10 protein-coding genes are annotated in these 19886 nt (G+C 39.0%); 9 read left to right on the forward strand and 1 reads right to left on the reverse strand.

Translation table 11 applies throughout. The features are described from left to right. The first annotated feature begins 7 nt into the window (after window positions 1-7). The 4 genes from ACQY77_RS01035 (at window position 8) to ACQY77_RS01050 (ending at window position 8985) form a co-directional block, all read left to right on the forward strand. Complete coding sequence (locus tag ACQY77_RS01035; RefSeq protein ID WP_421939848.1) at window positions 8-2824, forward strand: glycosyl hydrolase family 95 catalytic domain-containing protein; 2817 nt, start codon at window positions 8-10, stop codon at window positions 2822-2824. Then, a complete protein-coding gene (locus ACQY77_RS01040) occupies window positions 2824-6324 on the forward strand; it encodes a malectin domain-containing carbohydrate-binding protein (protein ID WP_421939847.1) in 3501 nt (1166 codons plus the stop codon). The genes ACQY77_RS01035 and ACQY77_RS01040 overlap by 1 nt, the downstream gene beginning before the upstream one ends. A gap of 98 nt (window positions 6325-6422) precedes the next feature. Next, a complete protein-coding gene (locus tag ACQY77_RS01045) occupies window positions 6423-7991 on the forward strand; it encodes a sodium:solute symporter (RefSeq protein ID WP_421939846.1) in 1569 nt (522 codons plus the stop codon). A 61-nt stretch (window positions 7992-8052) separates the two neighbouring features. Further along, window positions 8053-8985 (forward strand): dihydrodipicolinate synthase family protein, encoded by a 933-nt coding sequence (locus tag ACQY77_RS01050; protein ID WP_421939845.1) that lies wholly within the window; start codon window positions 8053-8055, stop codon window positions 8983-8985. A 309-nt stretch (window positions 8986-9294) separates the two neighbouring features. Here the strand turns inward: ACQY77_RS01050 and ACQY77_RS01055 are convergent, their stop codons facing one another. After that, window positions 9295-10164, reverse strand: a complete 870-nt coding sequence (locus ACQY77_RS01055) for an AraC family transcriptional regulator (RefSeq protein WP_421939844.1) — start codon at window positions 10162-10164, stop codon at window positions 9295-9297. 230 nt (window positions 10165-10394) lie between these two features. Here ACQY77_RS01055 and ACQY77_RS01060 point away from each other — a divergent pair, with 230 nt between their 5' ends. From ACQY77_RS01060 to ACQY77_RS01080, 5 genes are all read left to right on the forward strand, one after another. Continuing rightward, entirely contained in the window at window positions 10395-12035 is a 1641-nt protein-coding gene (locus ACQY77_RS01060; RefSeq protein WP_421939843.1) for a fucose isomerase, read from the forward strand. Window positions 12036-12046: 11 nt separating this feature from the next. Next, on the forward strand, window positions 12047-12715 hold the full coding sequence (locus ACQY77_RS01065; RefSeq protein WP_421939842.1) for a DUF3826 domain-containing protein: 669 nt from the start codon (window positions 12047-12049) through the stop codon (window positions 12713-12715). A 30-nt stretch (window positions 12716-12745) separates the two neighbouring features. Beyond that, window positions 12746-15997, forward strand: coding sequence for a SusC/RagA family TonB-linked outer membrane protein (locus tag ACQY77_RS01070; RefSeq protein WP_421939841.1), 3252 nt, complete (start codon window positions 12746-12748; stop codon window positions 15995-15997). Between the two features lie 12 nt (window positions 15998-16009). Then, a complete protein-coding gene (locus tag ACQY77_RS01075; RefSeq protein ID WP_421939840.1) occupies window positions 16010-17839 on the forward strand; it encodes a RagB/SusD family nutrient uptake outer membrane protein in 1830 nt (609 codons plus the stop codon). Between the two features lie 390 nt (window positions 17840-18229). Next, a complete protein-coding gene (locus ACQY77_RS01080; protein WP_421939839.1) occupies window positions 18230-19885 on the forward strand; it encodes a pectate lyase family protein in 1656 nt (551 codons plus the stop codon). The last annotated feature ends 1 nt before the right edge of the window (window position 19886 follow it).

Genomic DNA, 19886 nt, shown 5'->3' on the forward strand with positions numbered 1-19886 from the left:
AATAATCATGCAAACTGCCTTTCGTTTTAATTACCTACTTGCTACATTTTTTCTTTTTACTACAGCCGGAGCTTCTGCTCAACAGAATAATTACCAGCTTTGGTATACTAAGCCCGCACAAAAATGGACAGATGCCCTACCATTGGGGAATGGCCGGATTGGTGCTATGGTTTATGGTGGCGTAACAGATGATCACATTCAGTTTAATGAGGAGACACTTTGGACGGGTAAACCTAGAGATTATAATCGTAAGGGAGCTTTTCAATATTTGGCTCAAATCAGACAGTTGCTTGCCGATGGTAAACAGAAGGAAGCCGAAATACTTGCCCAAAAAGAATTTATGGGCTTGCAGAGTGATGCAGGAGATCGCGAAACCTGGGTAAAGGAAGTTAAATCGGGTAAAGGTATTCAGGGAAATCCAGCCTTATCGAACTTTGACGATTCGAAATGGGAAACCATAAAAGTTCCCGCATATGATGGCTGGGAAACGGTAGGTTTGGCAAATGTGGATGGAGCGGTTTGGTTTAGAACACAAATAGAAATTCCGGATAACTGGCAGGGTAAAGACCTGGTTTTGGATTTAAACCGAATTTACAATCAGGATTTAACTTATGTAAATGGGCATTTGGTTGGAAATACAGATAATAATGAACCTAGAAAATATACAATTCCTGCCAATCTGATTACCAAAGGAAAAAATACAATTGCTATCCAGGTGCTTAATTATAATGATAAAGGTGGTATTCTAGGCTATAAGGATGCAGGGAAATCTATCAGCTTGTTTCCTGCCGGACAGGATCCTGCCACCGGCATTGCACTAAATAAAAACTGGAAATATAAAATTCAAAATGAAACACCTCCCGGTGTGGCACAATATCAGGGTAGTTATCAGCCCTTTGGCGATCTAAACCTGCATTTTGATCAGGATCAGACGCACATTCGCGAATATAAAAGATCCCTTGATCTTGCTACTGCCATATCTAAAACAAGCTATAAATATGATGGTGTAACTTACCAAAGAGAATATTTTGTAAGCCAACCAAATGATGCTTTGGTTATACATTTGACTGCCGATCAGTTAAAATCAATCAGTTTTACTGCTGATTTATCAAGTGCACATCGTCAATCAGGTATTAAAGCGATTGGAAATACGACGCTGATTTTAAATGTACAGGTGAAGGATGGTGCACTTAGAGGTGAAAGCAGACTGACGGCTTCAATTAAAAATGGGGCAATTAAAATCGTTAATAATAAATTGATTGTGAGTAAAGCAGATGAAGCAACGCTTTATTTAACCGCAGGAACTAACTTCATCAATGCACAAAATGTTTCTGGCAACCCCGGTATCCGCAATGATAAAGCGCTATTGGGTTTAAAGGGAAAGTCTTTTGAAACACTTAGAGCAGCTCATATTCAGGAATATCAACAGTATTATAATCGTTTTCAGGTTAGTTTTGGTACATCGGCTAATGAAATCCTGCCAACAGATCAGCGTTTAGAACAGTTTGCCAGCAGTAACGACGCCGCATTTGCAGCACTTTATATGCAATATGGACGATATCTTTTAATTTCCAGCTCAAGACCTGGTACGCAACCGGCTAATCTTCAGGGTATCTGGAACGATCTGTTAACACCTCCATGGGGAAGTAAGTATACAACCAATATCAATTTAGAAATGAATTATTGGCCTACAGAAATCCTTAACCTACAGGCCTTAAATGAACCCTTATTTTCTAAAATCAAGGGGTTATCCCTTACCGGAAGAGAAACGGCTAAGGAATATTACAATGCAAGAGGCTGGGTACTTCATCACAATACCGATTTGTGGAATGGAACAGCGCCAATAAATGCTTCCAATCATGGTATTTGGGTTACAGGCGGGGGCTGGCTAAGTCAGCACCTTTGGGAACATTATCTGTACAGTCAGGACAAAACGTTCTTAAGTCAGGAGGCTTATCCGCTGATGAAGGAAGCCGCTTTATTCTTTGAGGATTTTTTAGTCAGAGATCCAAAAACCGGATGGCTGATTAGTACTCCATCTAATTCTCCCGAAAATGGAGGTTTGGTGGTTGGGCCTACCATGGACCATCAAATTATCCGCACGCTGTTTAGAAATTGTATTGCAGCAGCGAAGGTCTTAAATATTAACGATGCGTTTACGAAGTCGCTAACAGAGAAAGCAGAAGAAATCGCGCCCAATCAGATTGGCAGATATGGACAATTGCAGGAATGGTTGGCGGATAAAGACGATACCACTAACAAACACCGTCACGTTTCGCATTTATGGGGTGTTTACCCGGGTGACGATATTACCTGGGATAAGAATAAAGATGAAATGAAAGCTGCAAAGCAATCTTTATTATATCGGGGTGACGAAGCAACAGGCTGGAGTTTGGCCTGGAAAATTAATTTTTGGGCGAGGTTTAAAGAAGGTGACCATGCCATGAAATTAGTAAAAATGCTTATGAAACCTGCAAATAATGGTGCCGGATCATATGTTAATCTTTTTGATGCCCATCCACCATTTCAGATAGATGGTAATTTTGGTGGTGCAGCTGGTATAGCTGAAATGATTGTGCAGAGTCATCAGGGCTATATAGATATACTTCCGGCTTTGCCAGCAGCGATTCCTACAGGAGAAATTAAAGGCTTACTGGCCAGGGGTGGCTACGAATTAGATCTTAAGTGGAACGAAGGTAAACTGACAGCTTTGCTGATTAAAGCAAAGGTGGCAGGTACATGCGAAATCCGTTACGCAGGAAAAAGCAAAACCATCAGCACGAAAGCTGGCGAAATTTATAAATTAAATGGAGAATTACAGTGATGATGAGATGTTCAGGATGGATAGCGTTTCTCTTTTTATATGTTTCTGCCCAAAGCTTTGCTCAACAGCCAGTTAGATCCGATATTTTACTCAATCATGGATGGAAGAGCATTGCGGATGAAAAAAATATTCATGCCTTTGATGGATTTGAACAAGCAAATTTTAACCATAAAGGCTGGATTAACGTTAATGTTCCCCATAACTGGGATCAATACGAAGGCTACCAACGCAAAATTCATGGTAATAAGCATGGATATGCCTGGTACAAAAAGATTTTTAAAATCAATCGGGCCAGGCAAGGCAAGCAATTCTTTTTGTATTTTGAAGGTGTAGGTTCTTATGCTACAATTTGGTTAAACGGAAAGAAAGTTGGCTATCATGCCGGAGGAAGGACAACCTTTACCCTGAACGTAACCCATGCCATTAAACTGAATAATTCGGATAATGTGCTGGCTGTTAGGGCAGATCATCCTGCAAATATTCAGGATTTACCCTGGGTTGATGGAGGATGTTCTACAGAAAGAGGTTTTTCTGAAGGGTCGCAACCCATGGGGATATTCAGGCCAGTGCATTTGATTGTAACCAATGATACCCGTGTTCAACCTTTTGGCGTTCACATTTGGAATGACAATAAGATTTCGGAAAAATCGGCCTTTCTGAATATAGAAACTACACTTAAAAATTACAGTACCCAGTCTAAATCAGTAACTGTGGTAAATAAACTGACAGATGAAACCGGAAAGACTGTTCAGGAACTGAAGCAAACGGTTAAGATACCGGCCAATCGTGAAGCCATAATTGCACAAAAAACCAAAGAAATACTTAATCCAAAACTTTGGTCTTTAGCACATCCTTACCTATATCAGTTAAAGACCACCATAGTAGAGAACGGCAAAGTTGTAGATGAGCAACAAAATCCCTATGGTATCAGGTGGATCAGTTGGCCTATTGGAGCGACTGCAGCCCAAAAACAATTTTTTCTGAATGGAAAACCTGTTTTTATCAATGGAATTGCGGAGTATGAGCACATGATCGGACAGAGTCATGCCTTTAGCGAAGAGCAGATCAGCACGCGTGTACGCCTCATTAAAGCAGCCGGATTCAATGCCTTCAGAGATGCACATCAACCTCATAACCTTTTATATTCTGACTATTGGGATAAAGAAGGGATACTTTGCTGGACTCAAATGGCAGCACACATCTGGTATGATACCCCTGAATTTAGAAAGAACTTCAAAACTTTATTAACGGATTGGGTGAAAGAGCGTAGAAACAGCCCGGCGGTTGTACTTTGGGGGTTAGAAAATGAGAGTACATTACCCGAAGATTTTGCCAGAGAATGTACTGAACTGATCAGAAAATTAGATCCTACAGCCTCTTCGCAAAGAAAGGTGACCACTTGCAATGGCGGTAAGGGTACCGATTGGGATGTGCCACAAAACTGGACAGGTACTTATGGCGGTAATCCCCTGATGTACGGTGAAGACCTGAAAAGACAGGTTTTGGTGGGTGAGTACGGTGCATGGCGTACAATTGATCTGCATGAGGTAGATTCGGCCAGTAAAACGGACTATTCTGAGAATTATATGACCACGCTGATGGAGACCAAAGTACATTTAGCCGAATCGGTTAAAGATCAGGTTGCCGGACATTTTTTCTGGCTGTACAGCTCGCATGATAACCCGGGTAGAGTACAGGGTGGAGAAGGTTTGCGTGATTTAGATCGGGTAGGGCCAGTAAATTATAAAGGGATGTTTACCCCTTGGGAAGAACCAACAGATGCTTATTATATGTTTAGAGCGAACTATGCGCCTAAACAAACTGATCCAATGGTATACATCGTTTCACATACCTGGCCAAACAGATGGAGTAAACCAGGAGTAAAGGATAGCATTGTACTTTATTCTAACTGTGACGAGGTAGAGCTTTTTAATGATGTAAACAGCATTTCATTGGGCAAGCTGAAACACAAAGGTGTTGGTAGTCATTTTCAGTGGAACAGGGTTGATATTCATTATAATGTGCTTTATGCCATCGGTTATGTTAACGGGAAGGCGGTAGCTAAAGATGTAGTCGTACTTAATAGCTTACCACAATCGCCTAAATTTGATCAGCTCTACACAGGTGATAAGTCCCTGCTCAGGGCGCAACCTGCTTATAATTACCTATATCGTTTAAATTGTGGTGGGGCTGATTACAAGGACGAATATGGTCAGCTTTGGTTAGCAGATCAACCTTTAAAGGCAGATGCTAAACATTATGGTTCTTCGTCCTGGACAGCTGCTTTTGATGGTGTTCCGGCATTCTTTGCCAGTCAGCGACGTACTTTTAGCCCAATTAACGGAACTAAAGACTGGAAGCTTTTCCAATCTTTCAGGTATGGCAGGGACCAGTTAAAGTTTAGTTTCCCAATTGCATCATCAGGTGAATACCTGGTAGAATTATACTTTGCAGAGCCATGGCTGGGTATTGGTGGCGGATTAAATGCTGAAAAAATGCGTTTGTTCGATGTGGCTGTAAATGATGAAATTGTACTTAAAGATTTAGATATCTGGAAATCAGCCGGAGCAAATACGGCGTTGAAGAAAACGATTAAAGTTAAAGCAAAGGCTGGCAATCTGGTGATTTCATTTCCAAATATAAAATCGGGACAGGCAGTTATTTCGGCTATTGCTGTTGCGAGTTTAGATAGCAATCTTCGGGTAGGAGATCAGCGTAATGCTATAGTAGCCTTAGCGCCTGATACTAAGCTAAAAGCGAATACATGGTTAGATTTAGGGGATAAACAGTACCAGGACAGTGATGAGAAGTTTAGCTCCATTCCATCCAACTTATTTGGTGCAGAATGGCTTCAACCCATTAAGAACGATAAACAAAACCTATCTTTTAAAATTAAGGAGGAAGCTGATGTATTTGTAGGTGTATTGAATGCTAATGAAGGATTAACAGGTTTTGAGGATACCAAAACAAAAATTACCAATGATAAGGGCGGGCAGTTTTTGGTTTACAGAAAGAGGATTAAGGCTTCTGAAATATTTAATTTGAAATTTATGCCAGCTGTAGTGGTTATCGTTCCACCAAGTGATTTGGCGCCAGCTTACGACTTAAAAACGGTTACCAGTTATAAGGCAACAGATGCGAAGCTAATAGGTCAAAACATAGGTAAAAAGGTTTTGATGGGTAAAGAAAGGGTGGTGTTTAACCAGGCTTCAGGAGATGCGCTTCAGTTTGAAATGTCTGTGGGAGTAGCTGATACCTATTCCTTAACGCTCAAATATCATAATCCAACAACAGCCCTTCAAAAAATCAAAATGGAGTTCTATTCAATAGATGGAACGCTCATGAGAACGGAAGAACTGGAATTGTCGCCTACTAAAGAGGGAAAATGGAACTACTTAAATACCAATACAGGAAGCATGGTTAACGCCGGAAAGTATCTGGTGAAGTTTATGGCAATAAGTGCGAATGGTTTGGCTATAGATGCCTTGGATGTTCAATAAGATAAGATGGTACAATATGTGGCCAAAATCTTATATTAATAAAGCTTGATAGAGATGCATATTTGTTTTAACCAAATTAATAAACGAGCCAACAACAAATGAAAGGTTTACCTATAATAGATCTTGCCGTAATCTTCATTTACCTTGTTGGGATGATATTAGTTGGGGTTTATTTCTCCAGAAATAACAAAAATTCCGAGCAGTTTACAAAGGCTTCGGGCCTGATCCCCGGATGGGCGATAGGTTTATCTATTTATGCCACATTTTTAAGTAGTAATACTTTTTTAGGTGTTCCAGGTAAAGCATTTGGAGGAAATTGGAATGCATTTGTATTTAGTATTTCTATGCCCTTGGCGGCATGGATTGCATCTAAGTATTTTGTTCCGTTTTACAGGGGTACAGGAGAAATCTCAGCCTATACACATTTAGAACATCGGTTTGGGGCATGGGCAAGGGTTTATGCAGTGGTTTGCTTTTTGCTGACACAACTTGCACGAATGGGTTCCATCTTTTTTGGAATTGCCTTGAGTTTACAAGCTTTAACGGGTTACTCTATGCAGATGATCATGATTGTGATGGGGATTTGCATCATCTTTTATACGGTTTTAGGAGGAATTGAAGCTGTAATATGGACGGAGGTAGTGCAGGCAATAGTAAAAACATTTGGCGCCTTGCTTATTCTATATCTGATTATTTCTAATATGCCTGGCGGAGCCTCAAAAATAGTAGAGATTGGAAAGTCTGCCAATAAGTTTAGCCTGGGTAGTTTTAAACCTGATTTTGTAGGTTCGTCTTTTTGGGTGGTTTTGCTTTATGGTTTTTTTATAAACCTGAATAATTTTGGCATGGATCAAAATTATGTACAACGTTATCATACGGCATCCTCAAGTAAAGCAGCTTCAAAGTCTATCTGGCTATGCGTTTGGTTATATATTCCGGCCTCGTTACTGTTCTTTATTATAGGTTCTTGTCTTTTTGCCTATTATGAAGTAAACCCGGAGATGGTACAGGCAATTAAACATCAGGTAGCGATAGAACGTTTGCCGCTTCATGCTTCCGCTGCCGAAATTTTAAAGCTGGAAAGTAGTTTGCAACCTGCCGATTACGGAGATAAAATCATGCCTCATTTTATGGTAACCAAGATTCCTGTCGGTTTAGTAGGCTTAATTGTATCAGCAATACTTTCAGCGGCCATGAGTACCATAAGTTCGGGAATGAATGCCTCAGCAACGGTATTTTCGGTCGATATTTACAAGCGATACATTAAACCAGACATTACAGAAAAACAGAATCTTTCCCTGCTTCACATCGCTACTGTTGGTTTTGGATTGCTGGGCATGATTGCAGGAATAGCCATGATTGGTGTGAAGAGTATTTTGGATGTTTGGTGGGAGCTTTCAGGAATCTTTGCCGCTGGGATGTTGGGACTTTTCTTACTGGGAATCATCAGTAAGCAAACTAAAAACCATGAAGCCATTACGGCTACAATTATAGGTATTGCTGTAATTATATGGATGACATTCTCTTCATTGCTTCCTCCGGCTTATGAAGCTTTTAGAAATCCTTTGCATAAAAATATGATTATTGTAGTGGGCACTTTAACCATTTTTCTTGCCGGTTTAGCGCTCAGTAAATTAAAAAATAAACAACTAAAGTCATCAGAATAAGAATCTTATTAAGATTCTGTCTATCAGTTAAAAAGAATAAATTTTACCATATTATCAATCAATGGAAAGCTCACAAAAAGGGTTCATCCCGGTTATGCTCACGCCTTTTTTAAGCAATGGCAATATCGATTATCCGGCGCTAACACAGTTAACCGAGATTTACTTACAAGCAGGTTCTACAGGTTTGTTTGCCAATTGTTTATCAAGCGAAATGTTTGAATTGTCTGATGCAGAACGCATTGAAGCAATTAAACACGTTATTAAGGTTGTAGACGGCGCCGTTCCGGTAGTAGCTACAGGCACATTCGGTGGGCCAATTACCCAACAAGCGGATTTTGTAAAAAAAGTTTATGATACCGGAACAGAAGCTGTAATTGCCATTACCAGTTTACTGGCTGAAGAGCAGGAGGCAGATGAGGTATTTAACGAGCGGGTATTTGATTTGCTGAAACAAACGGATGATATTCCTTTAGGTTTCTATGAATGCCCTGTACCATACAAAAGAGTACTTACACCTAATCAGTTGAGGAATTTTGTTGCTACAGAAAGAGTAATCTACCATAAAGATACCTGCCTGGATATTAATCAGATTAAAGAAAAGCTGGCACTTACGGCTGATCATGCATTTGGTTTATACGATGCCTACATTGTACATGCTGTAGAATCGTTAAAAGCAGGTTCATCAGGATTATCCTGTATCCAGGGTAATTACTTTCCCGAACTAATTGTTTGGCTCTGCGATCATTTTAATGATGAAAATATGAAGGAGGAAGTGCAGATTGTTCAGCAGTTTCTGATCGATAACATGGATGTGATGCACAATGTGTACCCAATTGTTTCTAAATATTTTCTTCAAAAAAGAGGATTGAACATTTCTACCTTCACCAGAAGGAAAGTAGGGGACTTCTCGCCCAAAGTGGTTAAGGAAGTCGAAAATCTGTATAACGATTATACTTCGTTACGAAGTAATCTCAATATAAACGTCTTTATCTAGTAGGATAATGTTTGGTTTGAACGCCGGTAAGCTACAGTATAGGGGTTTACCGGTTTTTTTCTCTAAAGTCGGAATGACGGTATTTTTAGCATCACGACTTAAAACTTACGACTTAGAACTTGAAAATTAGCAGATTCCTCCAAATGAATGAGTGAATGAGAGCGTGATTGAATGACTGAATTTATTGAATTTTCGATGGTGAAATTATTACATGAGACAATAGATCGATCCATTGCAGATTGTTCCAAAGTCGGAATGACAGGATTTTTAGCATCACGACTTAAAACTTACAACTTAGAACTTACAACTTTAATTCAAGTATTTCCTTTTATAATCCAAGGGTGTCATTCCTGTAACTTTTTTAAAGTGCCTGTAGAAATTTGATACGTTGTTAAAACCGCAATCAAAGCAAATCACCTCTGTTGGCAGCTTGTTCTCAATTAGAAACCGGCAAGCATGGCTCACCCTGATTTCAATGAGGAAATCATAATAAGTTTTCTTCGTCATTAATTTGAAATACCTGCAGAAAGAGGTCACACTCAGGTTACTCAGAGACGCAACTTCTTCTAAAGTGATGTCCTTTTTATAATTGGTTAAAGTATAATTGCAGATTTTATTGATCCTTAAGGTTTCAGACTCATTAGATTGATAGAAAGTATTTTTACTGGTAACAATCTGGCTGTATTCATCAGTTTCTGCAAGGGTTTTTAAGATGGAGAGTAAAATGATAATACGGTCCAGGTTAGTTGCATCAACGGCCAGGCGCATCAATTCAACCAGTTTGTCTTTCGCTTTTCCGTGAATGACCATCCCACTTTTTGCTTTTTCAAACAGCTTTGGAATCAGGTAAGCCTCAGGCAGGGTTAACATATACTTCCCTAAACAGTCGGGGAGGAAGTGGATAACCATGGCTTCGGTATTCAGATCAGGATTGTTTTGAAAATATTCATCTTTACAACGCCAGGTATGTGGCAGATTTTCACCCAATAGTACCATTTCATCAGGAACAAAGTTACTGATATTATCGCCAATAAAACGTACCCCTTCACCTTTGATAACATAGTGTAGTTCTAACTCCGGATGGTAGTGCCAGATATTTCCGAAATCGGGTTTAATATCATGACGGATACTGAAAGAACTTTGAAGGGTAATGGGTACTTTGTGAAAATGTGGTTTCATGGTTGTTGCAAAAATATTTGGTTAGCAAGAGCAATACTATGTTTGGCAAATCATACTTATTACAAAGCTAAAGTTAGGAGATTATATGATAACATCCTATATTAATTTGATAAAAATTACCAGTAAATAATGTTTTTGTTTGTGGAGTTTTGTATATGGCCCCTTTGGCTATAACCAAATTATAAACCGACAATTTATTTTTATATAAATATTTTGTTCAGTAATGAATTATGAGACAGACAAAACAAGGACAAATTCTGTTAGTTTCTAGTGGCGATTTGAGGCTATCGGCAAATCAAAATTGCTGGGATGCACAAGTTGAAATGGAGCACAAATTAACTACAGCAGTAGAGCAATTAGGCTGGACTGTGAAACGTGCTCATCCCTATAATTCAAATAAAAAACACGGTTTTATTGATTCACAAAGAATGGGTATGGATATCTTCCGTTCCATCGATCCCGATCAACCACTAATTGTGGCAGAAAGCGTGTGGCAGTACTCTCATCATGTACTCGCAGGACTAAGCACCCATCGTGGACCCATTTTAACAGTAGCCAACTGGAGTGGTCAATGGCCGGGTCTGGTAGGAATGTTAAATCTCAATGGTTGTTTAACTAAAGCAGGTATAGATTACAGTACTTTATGGAGTGAAGATTTTACAGATGAATTCTTTACTGATGGTTTGCAAGAGTGGTTATCTACAGGAAGAATCAGCTATGATCAAACACACGTTAAAAGTTTTGCTTTAAGTAAAATTCCTTTGGGGGATGATAAAAAAGGCAGAACATTTGCGAAATCCTTGAAAGAACGCAAAGTGATTATGGGCGTTTTTGACGAAGGATGTATGGGTATGTACAATGCTATCATCCCAGATGAGCTTCTTCATAAAACGGGTTTTTTCAAAGAGCGCCTAAGTCAGTCGGCTTTGTATGCAGCTATGCTCGAAGTTACCGATCAGGAAGCAGAGGCAATACTGAACTGGTTACTCAAAAAAGGAATGACTTTTAATTGGGGCGAACAGGAAGAAACACAGTTAACCCGCAAGCAAACTTTAGAACAATGTAAAATGTATATTGCAGCTTTAAGGATTGCAGACGATTTTAGCTGTGATACGATCGGTATTCAATATCAGCAAGGATTGAAAGATCTTACGGTGGCGAGCGATTTAGTAGAAGGACTATTAAATAATGAAGACAGGCCTCCTGTTTTCGCTAAATCGGGCAAAGAACTCTATCCAAAAGCTGCCTTGCCGCATTTTAATGAAGTAGATGAGTGTGCGGGCTTAGATGCTCTTGTTACCTATAAACTCTGGAAGGAATTAGGCATGACAGGTGAAAATACCTTGCATGATATCCGCTGGGGAGCACATTTTAAAGGAGGAGATGTAGATCATTTCGTTTGGCTGTTTTTAATATCAGGTGCTGCACCTGCGGCACATTTTATTAATGGATATGCCGGAGCGAGTAGCGACAGGCAGCCCGCCATGTATTTCCGCCTGGGTGGAGGCTCATTAAAAGGAGTAAGCAAACCCGGATTCATTGTTTGGAGCCGTGTTTATGTAATGAATAACGAATTACATTGCGATTTGGGCGTTGGTGAAGTAGTGTTACTCCCAGAAGAAGAAACCAACCGGCGCTGGAACGAAACTACACCAGAGTGGCCAATTATGCATGCTGTTTTAAAAGGTGTTAGCCGCGATCAAATGATGGCCAGACATAAAGCCAATCACATTCAGGTAGTATATACCAATTATGAAGCCAGTGCACATGAAGCCTGCCGGATCAAAGCTGCCGCTATGGATGAATTAGGCTTGAAAGTTCATTTCTGTGGTGATGTGAACTTAATCAAAAAGAAAACTAACAATAACTAAAATATATCAAAATGAGATTTCCAGTTGTAATTGCGCTCTTCATGCTTATAGGGATATCTAAAACTTATTCGCAAAGTAATGCAGTAGCCGATCGTGAAGCCTATGTAAAAGTAATTACAGCACGTGCCGACAAAATTGTTGCCGTTCTGGGTATTACAGATGCTGGTAAATCTGAGAAAGTGCGCAACATCATCCGTGATCAATACAGTAACCTGAATGACATTTATACTGAAAGAGATGCCAATGTAAAATCGATCAAAGAGAAATACAAGGATGATAAAGCTTTGAGAGATACTGCTTTGGCCGTTGAAGCCAGAAAAGTGGAGAAGTCACTGGCTAAGCTTCATCCAAAGTACATCAGCAATTTAAACCGCAATTTAACTGCCGAGCAGGTTGAACAGGTTAAAAATGCAATGACTTATAATGTGTTGCCTATTACTTATAAGGCTTATCAGGAGCAGATTTTAACATTGAACGAAGCGCAGAAGAAACAAATTTTAATCTGGCTTACAGAAGCTCGGGAGCATGCAATAGATGCAGAATCGTCAGATAAAAAGCATGCCTGGTTTGGAAAATATAAAGGAAGAATTAATAATTATCTATCGGCCGCAGGCTATGATTTAAAAAAGGAGGGTGAAGAATGGCAAAAGAGAATAAAAGCAAAAGCACAAAACAACTAACGAGATTTAAAAGCTAACCAAATAAATAAGATGAACTTAATTTTTTTACGTAAAATTTCATTGTCTTTGCTACTTACGATGATAGCATGTACAATGTTGTTTGCTCAAGACCGAAAGGTTACAGGTAAGGTGGTTGATCAGACCGATGGACAAGGCATACCTGGAGTAAACGTAAGCTTGAAAGGTGTTCCAAGCAATGTGAGCACAAACTCTGATGGAGTTTTTACCATTCAAGTGAAATCGAATACCGACGTATTGGTATTCTCTTATATCGGATATGTAAGACAACAAATCACAGTAGGAACGCAAAGTAATATAACAGTAAAACTGGTACCTGATAACAAAGACCTTGATGAGGTTGTTGTAGTGGGATACGGAACACAAAAGAAAGTAACTTTAACCGGGGCAGTTTCTACAGTTGACTTGAAAAAAGTAGAAGATGTTCCAGCCCTTTCTTTGAGTGCTGCCTTACGAGGAACAGTCCCTGGCTTTACGGTATCAGGTGGTACACAACGCGCTGGTCAGGGTACAACCATTACTGTAAGAAATCCCGTAGTATATTCCAAAGACAGTCAGCAAGGTACAAATCCAATTTTTGTAATTGATGATGTAATCAGAACGCAAGCAGATTTCGATTTATTAGATCAAAATGTTGTTGAGAGTGTTTCTGTATTAAAAGATGCTGAGGCGGCTATTTATGGTGTATCTGGTGCTAATGGAGTTGTAATTGTTAGAACTAAAAGAGGACGTACTGGTGCACCTAAAATTAATTTTAGCAGTTCTGTAGGTTTTTCAGACGCTACAATGCTTCCTAAGATGATGTCTGGTTTGGAATTGGGTAATTTTGTTAACGATTATTTGAACGCACAGGTTTATCAGCAAACAGTGGCAGGTACCGTTCCCAATAAATACATCAATGCCGATGGTTATATTGTTACCAACGGAGTAGCTGAGCCAACCAGAACAACTACACAGTGGTACACGCCAGATGAATTGAATTATTTTTCACAGAACAACCATAACTGGTTAGCAGAGGCATTTCAGACTTCAAATCTTTATCGCCAGGCGTTAAATATTAGTGGGGGTACAGATAAAGTAACTTATTTTGTTGGAGGAGATTACATTTCTCAAAATTCCAACTTTAAAGGTGTTAGTTCAAGCAAATATGGTGTTCGTGCAAGTGTTGATGCTAAATTATCGAAAAGATTAACTGTTTCTGCGTCAGTAAGTACGGATGTATCGGCAACAAGAAGTTATTTCTATAAGTTAAATAGTACTACAGAAAGTTTAGACAATGATGTAGCTACCCTACAAAACGTTAACCCCTGGTCTGAATATTTTATTAATGGTAATCCAGTAATATTGGGGTCCAGCAATACTGGTGGTTTAGATAACGTAAACTTTTTCTTAATTCAAAATTCAGACAATTTTACCGGGTCTAAATCTTATGTAATCAATATGTTGGGTAAGGTTACTTATGAGATTCCGGGTGTTAAGGGTTTAACTGCCACAGCAACCTTAAATAAAAATATTAATAGTTCTAATAGTAAACAGTACGGTACTACATTTAACTATTACAAATACTCCGGTACGGGTGCAAATAACCATATCCCAGGTGGAACACTTCAGGGTATTTTTCCGATAAAAAATGGTGACAGGATTAGGTTAAATCCGGTATTTGCTGATAATTATCAGTTAAATGCAGGTTTCAACTATAACCGGTCTTTTGGTAAACATAATATTTCGGCACTGGCGTTGTTTGAGCAAAGAGAACTTTCTACAGAAGGGGTTGCCGCACAAGCTGAAGGGATAGTTACAGGAGGTTTGCCTTATCAGACTTTTACCGTAGGTACTCAAACTTCAAATCAGTCAGGGCAGGTAAGTGAAACAGGATTTCAGTCGCTTATTTCCCGTATTAATTACGATTATGATAACAAATACCTGTTACAATTAGTATATCGCAGAGATGGAAGCTCTAGATTTGCACCTGGAAGAAATTGGGGAGGTTTCCCTGCAGCTTCTGTTGGATGGGTAGTATCTCAGGAAAAATTTTTCAAAGAAAAGTTTAAATTTATTGATCTGTTTAAATTACGTGCATCTGTTGGTTTAACCGGTACTGATGCAACTAAGGCTTATCAGTATTTGGCTTCATACAACCTGGGCACAGGAAGCAGTGGTGGTGCGGTATTTAATGAGATCGATAGAAGTATTGCTATTAAATCTAATATTGCTATTCCTAATGAAAATGTAGTTTGGGACAAATATTTGAAAACCAACTATGGCTTTGATTTAGGTATTCTTAAAAATAAACTAACCATTTCAGGAGAGTATTTCTGGACACATGGTTATGATTTATTATCTACCTTAACTGCTTCAGTTCCTGCAACTATTGGCGCTGCTGTTCCAACAGAAAACTTTGCTAAAGCAAATATGTTTGGTTACGAGTTCAGTGCTGCTTATCGCGATAAGATTGGAAAACTAGATTTTAGTTTTACGCCTTTCTATAGCTGGAGTGATAACAGGAATATTAAATATGATGTATCTTCAGGTATTGTTGGTACTTTGGAAGATCTGACAGGCAAATCAAGTGATTTGGGGATTTTTGGATATAAGTCTTTGGGAATCATTAGAACACAGGCAGAAGCTGATGCAATTATTGCAGAAAGAATAAATAAATCTGCTGTCGGCGGATCGGCTAGTAAAGTGAAAATTTTAGATAATCCACTACAGCCTGGTATGATCAATTACGAAGACACTAATGGTGATGGTGTAATTGATGTAAAGGATAAGCAATATGTAGCTGACAGACAAAACAACCACAATACTTTAGGACTAAACTTTAGCGTTGGATATAGTGGTTTAAGTTTAAATGTGGTTATGGGCATGTCATGGGGTGGAAAAACAAGTATTGGTGGCTTAAAGCCAAGTGGTGTTAATCCAGGTACATACAGTAACAGAGCAGCTTATTGGGCAGATCATTGGACACCAGCAAATACTGCTGCTGCCTATCCGAACCCATATTTCTCCAGTATTTATGAAACCAGTGATTTCTGGTTAGTATCAGCAACACAGTTTAATGTAACTAATGCAAACTTAAGTTATGCTATACCATCAAAATGGACTGAAAAAATTGGCATTGCAAGCATTAGGTTGTATGCACAAGCAACTAATCCAATCCAATTCATTAATCCTTTTCCGGGTAAATACAGAGATTTTCAAACGCAAGTTGGAACTTACCCAACGCTTAGAACATACTCTCTTGGTTTAAATGTTGGACTTTAAAAAATGGCAATCATGAAAAAATTAAGTATATTATCATTAACAGCTTGCCTGATGTCATTGATGTTCAGCAACTGTAAAAAAGTTTTAGAAAAACAGGATTTGGGTAGTTTTACAGCAGATCAGGTTTATAACGATTCTACAACTACAAAATTAAGTGTAGATTATATTTATAGTCAAAATCAACCTTCTTGGTTTGGTAACGTTGGTGGCTTAAGTGGTTCAGTAAGCAGTTTGTCAGATGAACAATACGGTGATAACGTTTTTGTTAAGGGTACCGCAACGAGTGAATCTGTAACTGACTTAGGTGCTTCCAATACTGCTGGTAACTATTTTAAAATACGTACCATTAATATGTTTATTCGTGATGTGAATGCCGGCACTATGGATATAGCAGTAAAGAGAAGGTTTATCGCTCAGGCTTATTTCTGGAGAGCATTCAGATATTTTGAACTGGTTAAATTATATGGTGGTGTGCCTTTGGTATTAGCTCCGCTTGATGCTGTAGGAGAAGAAGCTAAAAAAGCTGCTTTATTACCGAGAAACAGTACATCAGAAACTTTTGCCCAAATTGCCAGAGATTTAGATTCTTGCATTAAATATATCCCTGTAAAATGGCCGAAAAATGATGACTATGGCCGTATTACCAAGGGAGCTGCCCAGGCGTATAAAGGTCGTGTTTTAATGACTTTTGCCTCGCCAGAATTTAATCCTACTAACATTGCTTCAAGATGGCAAGATGCTTACAAAGCAAATACAGAAGCTATTGCGACACTATCTGCTAACGGTTTTGGCTTATATTCTAAATTTGATGCCAGTATGTGGACTACAGAGGGTAGTAACGGAGGAAGTACGCCAAGAAATCCTGAAGCTGTGTTTGCTACCCTATACAATACAGGAACAACTGATATAGGGCAAAATAACAATTCATATCCAAATGCAACTGTTCCGAAATATATTGGAAGTACCGGAGGTTCTAACTTGCCTACATGGGATATTGCTTTAGCGTTCCCTATGAAAGATGGTAAAGACATAGGAGCTTCAACAAAATATACCTACAACATCGGAACATTTTACAAAGATCGTGATCCACGTTTTGAACAAACAATTGCCTACAATGGGGCTAATTGGCCATTGGCAGGTAATCCGACATATCGTTTATGGACATACTACTACACAAAAAGTAATGCTTTGACATCTACTGAAAGTGCGGTAACTGCAAGTGGATTATACTTGCGTAAAGGGATTGATCCCGCATTAACTTTGGCAACTTTTCAAAACGCTGGTACAGATTGGATAGAAATCCGCTATGCAGAAGTACTGTTAAACCAAGCCGAATGCGCTGCCGAAATTGGTAACATTGGTCAAAGCCAGGAAGCTTATGCCAATTTGATCGCAGTGAGAAAACGTGCCGGTATTGAAGCAGGAACGGATGGGTTGTATGGATTAACAGCAGGTATGACTTCAGCTCAATTGGTGAATGCAGTAATGAAGGAGAGACAAATTGAATTGGCTTTTGAAGGCAAGCGTTTTTGGGATCTTCGACGTAGAAAATTACTGGAATCTACATTAAATGGAAAAAGAAGAATGGGCGTAACCATTGCTTTGAAAAATACCGGAACAAATACAGATTACATCTTAGGTACACGTGATGCTTCTGCAAATACGAGTTTAGATGCCTTGTATACTGCAAGCTTTACTGTAACAACTAAACAACTGGATACTTATAACATAGCATATCAGAGTGGGGTATACTTCTTCGGGATACCAACTACATCATTGCAAAACAATGTTAATCTTGTTCAGAATAATACTTGGGGAGGTTCATTCGACCCAACAAAATAACACGCGCTCAGGTGCCTTCTCAGCACCTCTTAAATTTAGTATATTTGGTTTAAAAGAGGGGACCCTAATCGGTCTCCTTTTTTTATTTAAAAAAATGTTATTTATATATGAATTTTTTATTACTCTTGTAACAGCGCTGTGATAATGAATTTAGATTGTTACTGTTATTTTTATCGATTGATAAGATAGTACAATAGCTGGCTAAAATTATAGATTAAATAGCCGCGATTTGATTGCAAATTTGAAGGATAATATACTTTCTAACCAAAATTTATGAACCCAGAATTCAAAAGAAATGAGCCAAAATCTTTTATCTTTATCTAAGAAGATTTTATTCTAAGTTTAAAAGAGCCAAAAACATTTCTTTGTTTTCTAACCAACAAAACACAAATGAAAAAGAACTTTTTAAAACTGCTATGTTCAGCAGCATTAATACTCTCCACTACTTATTCGTTTGCACAATATCCTAAAATCCCTGAAGATGCCAAACGTGCGTCTGATGAGATGATGAAAGAAGCTTATCGTCAATCTGATATTGCCTGGCAAAAAGCATTACCGCTGATTAAAAAAGAGGCTGATCAGGGAAAACCTTATATTCCATGGGCAGGTCGGCCTACAGATTTACCTCAAGCAGATATTATTGCTTTCCCGGGTGCTGAAGGCGGTGGTGCATATAGTTTTGGTGGTCGTGGTGGCAGAGTAATTGTAGTTAAGAATTTAAACGACAGTGGCCCGGGTTCTTTGCGTGAAGCTTGTGAGCAAGGTGGTGCCAGGATTGTTGTTTTTAATGTATCCGGAATTATCCGCTTAAAAACCCCATTAATTATTCGTGCTCCTTATATCACTATAGCCGGGCAAACAGCTCCTGGTGATGGTATATGTGTAGCCGGTGAATCTGTTTGGTTAAATACACATGATGTGGTTGTTCGCTTTATGCGTTTCCGCCGCGGAGAAACTTTTGTTGGCAGAAGAGATGATGCAATCGGCGGTAATCCAATCGGAAATATCATGATTGATCACGTTTCAGCAAGCTGGGGATTAGATGAAAATATGTCGATGTATCGCCACATGTATAATGACAGTACTGGCAAAGTAGAAGAGAAATTGGGAACGGTGAACATTACTATTCAGAATTCCATCTTTTCTGAGGCCCTGGATTACTGGAACCATGCTTTCGGTAGCACTTTAGGTGGCGAAAATTGTGCATTTGTACGTAACCTCTGGGCTGATAATGCAGCTAGAAATCCATCAATTGGATGGAACGGTATTTTCAATTTTGCCAATAATGTTGTTTTTAACTGGCATAACCGCTCAACAGATGGTGGTGATTATACCGCCTTGTTCAATATCATTAACAATTATTATAAACCAGGACCGGTAACCGATTTAAAAGATCCGATCAGCTACAGAATCCTGAAACCAGAATCGGGGAGGAGCAAATTGCCTTATGTAGTTTTTGGCAGAGCATATGTTAACGGAAACATTGTAGAAGGTAACGATAAAGTAACTAAAGATAACTGGGACGGCGGCATCCAAATGGAGAATAAAAAAGGTAACTTAATGAGCATGGAAGAAGCAAAAGCATACTTCCCGGCAATGAAAGCAAGTAAACCTTTCCCAATGCCTAAAATTACGATCATTCCAACACTCGACGCGCATAAATATGTATTAACGAATGTTGGAGCTACTTTACCAAAACGCGACCCTGTTGATACCCGCGTGGTGGAGCAGGTTAGAACCGGAAAAATTAAATACATTGAAAATGTAAAACTGCCGGATTTTAATTTTGAGCACAGGCGTTTACCTCGCGATTCTTATAAGCAGGGAATTATTACTGAGATTGCACAGGTTGGCGGTTACCCCGAATACAAGGGCACACCTTATAAAGATTCTGATGATGATGGAATGCCCGATGCCTACGAGTTAAAAAATGGCCTAAATCCTAAAGATGCTTCTGACGCAGCTAAGATTGGAAAAAGTGGTTACGCAAACATCGAAGTTTACTTAAATAGTGTAGTACCAGTTTCTATCGTTAAGCCTAACTAAC

Source organism: Pedobacter sp. (assembly GCF_965279535.1).
Classification (GTDB): domain Bacteria; phylum Bacteroidota; class Bacteroidia; order Sphingobacteriales; family Sphingobacteriaceae; genus Pedobacter.

Bases quoted from the DNA above. Each gene is read 5' to 3' on its own strand.
- ACQY77_RS01035 (WP_421939848.1), top strand. From the start codon at position 8: ATGCAAACTGCCTTTCGTTTTAATTACCTACTTGCTACATTTTTTCTT.
- ACQY77_RS01040 (WP_421939847.1), top strand. From the start codon at position 2,824: ATGATGAGATGTTCAGGATGGATAGCGTTTCTCTTTTTATATGTTTCT.
- ACQY77_RS01045 (WP_421939846.1), top strand. From the start codon at position 6,423: ATGAAAGGTTTACCTATAATAGATCTTGCCGTAATCTTCATTTACCTT.
- ACQY77_RS01050 (WP_421939845.1), top strand. From the start codon at position 8,053: ATGGAAAGCTCACAAAAAGGGTTCATCCCGGTTATGCTCACGCCTTTT.
- ACQY77_RS01055 (WP_421939844.1), bottom strand. From the start codon at position 10,164: ATGAAACCACATTTTCACAAAGTACCCATTACCCTTCAAAGTTCTTTC.
- ACQY77_RS01060 (WP_421939843.1), top strand. From the start codon at position 10,395: ATGAGACAGACAAAACAAGGACAAATTCTGTTAGTTTCTAGTGGCGAT.
- ACQY77_RS01065 (WP_421939842.1), top strand. From the start codon at position 12,047: ATGAGATTTCCAGTTGTAATTGCGCTCTTCATGCTTATAGGGATATCT.
- ACQY77_RS01070 (WP_421939841.1), top strand. From the start codon at position 12,746: ATGAACTTAATTTTTTTACGTAAAATTTCATTGTCTTTGCTACTTACG.
- ACQY77_RS01075 (WP_421939840.1), top strand. From the start codon at position 16,010: ATGAAAAAATTAAGTATATTATCATTAACAGCTTGCCTGATGTCATTG.
- ACQY77_RS01080 (WP_421939839.1), top strand. From the start codon at position 18,230: ATGAAAAAGAACTTTTTAAAACTGCTATGTTCAGCAGCATTAATACTC.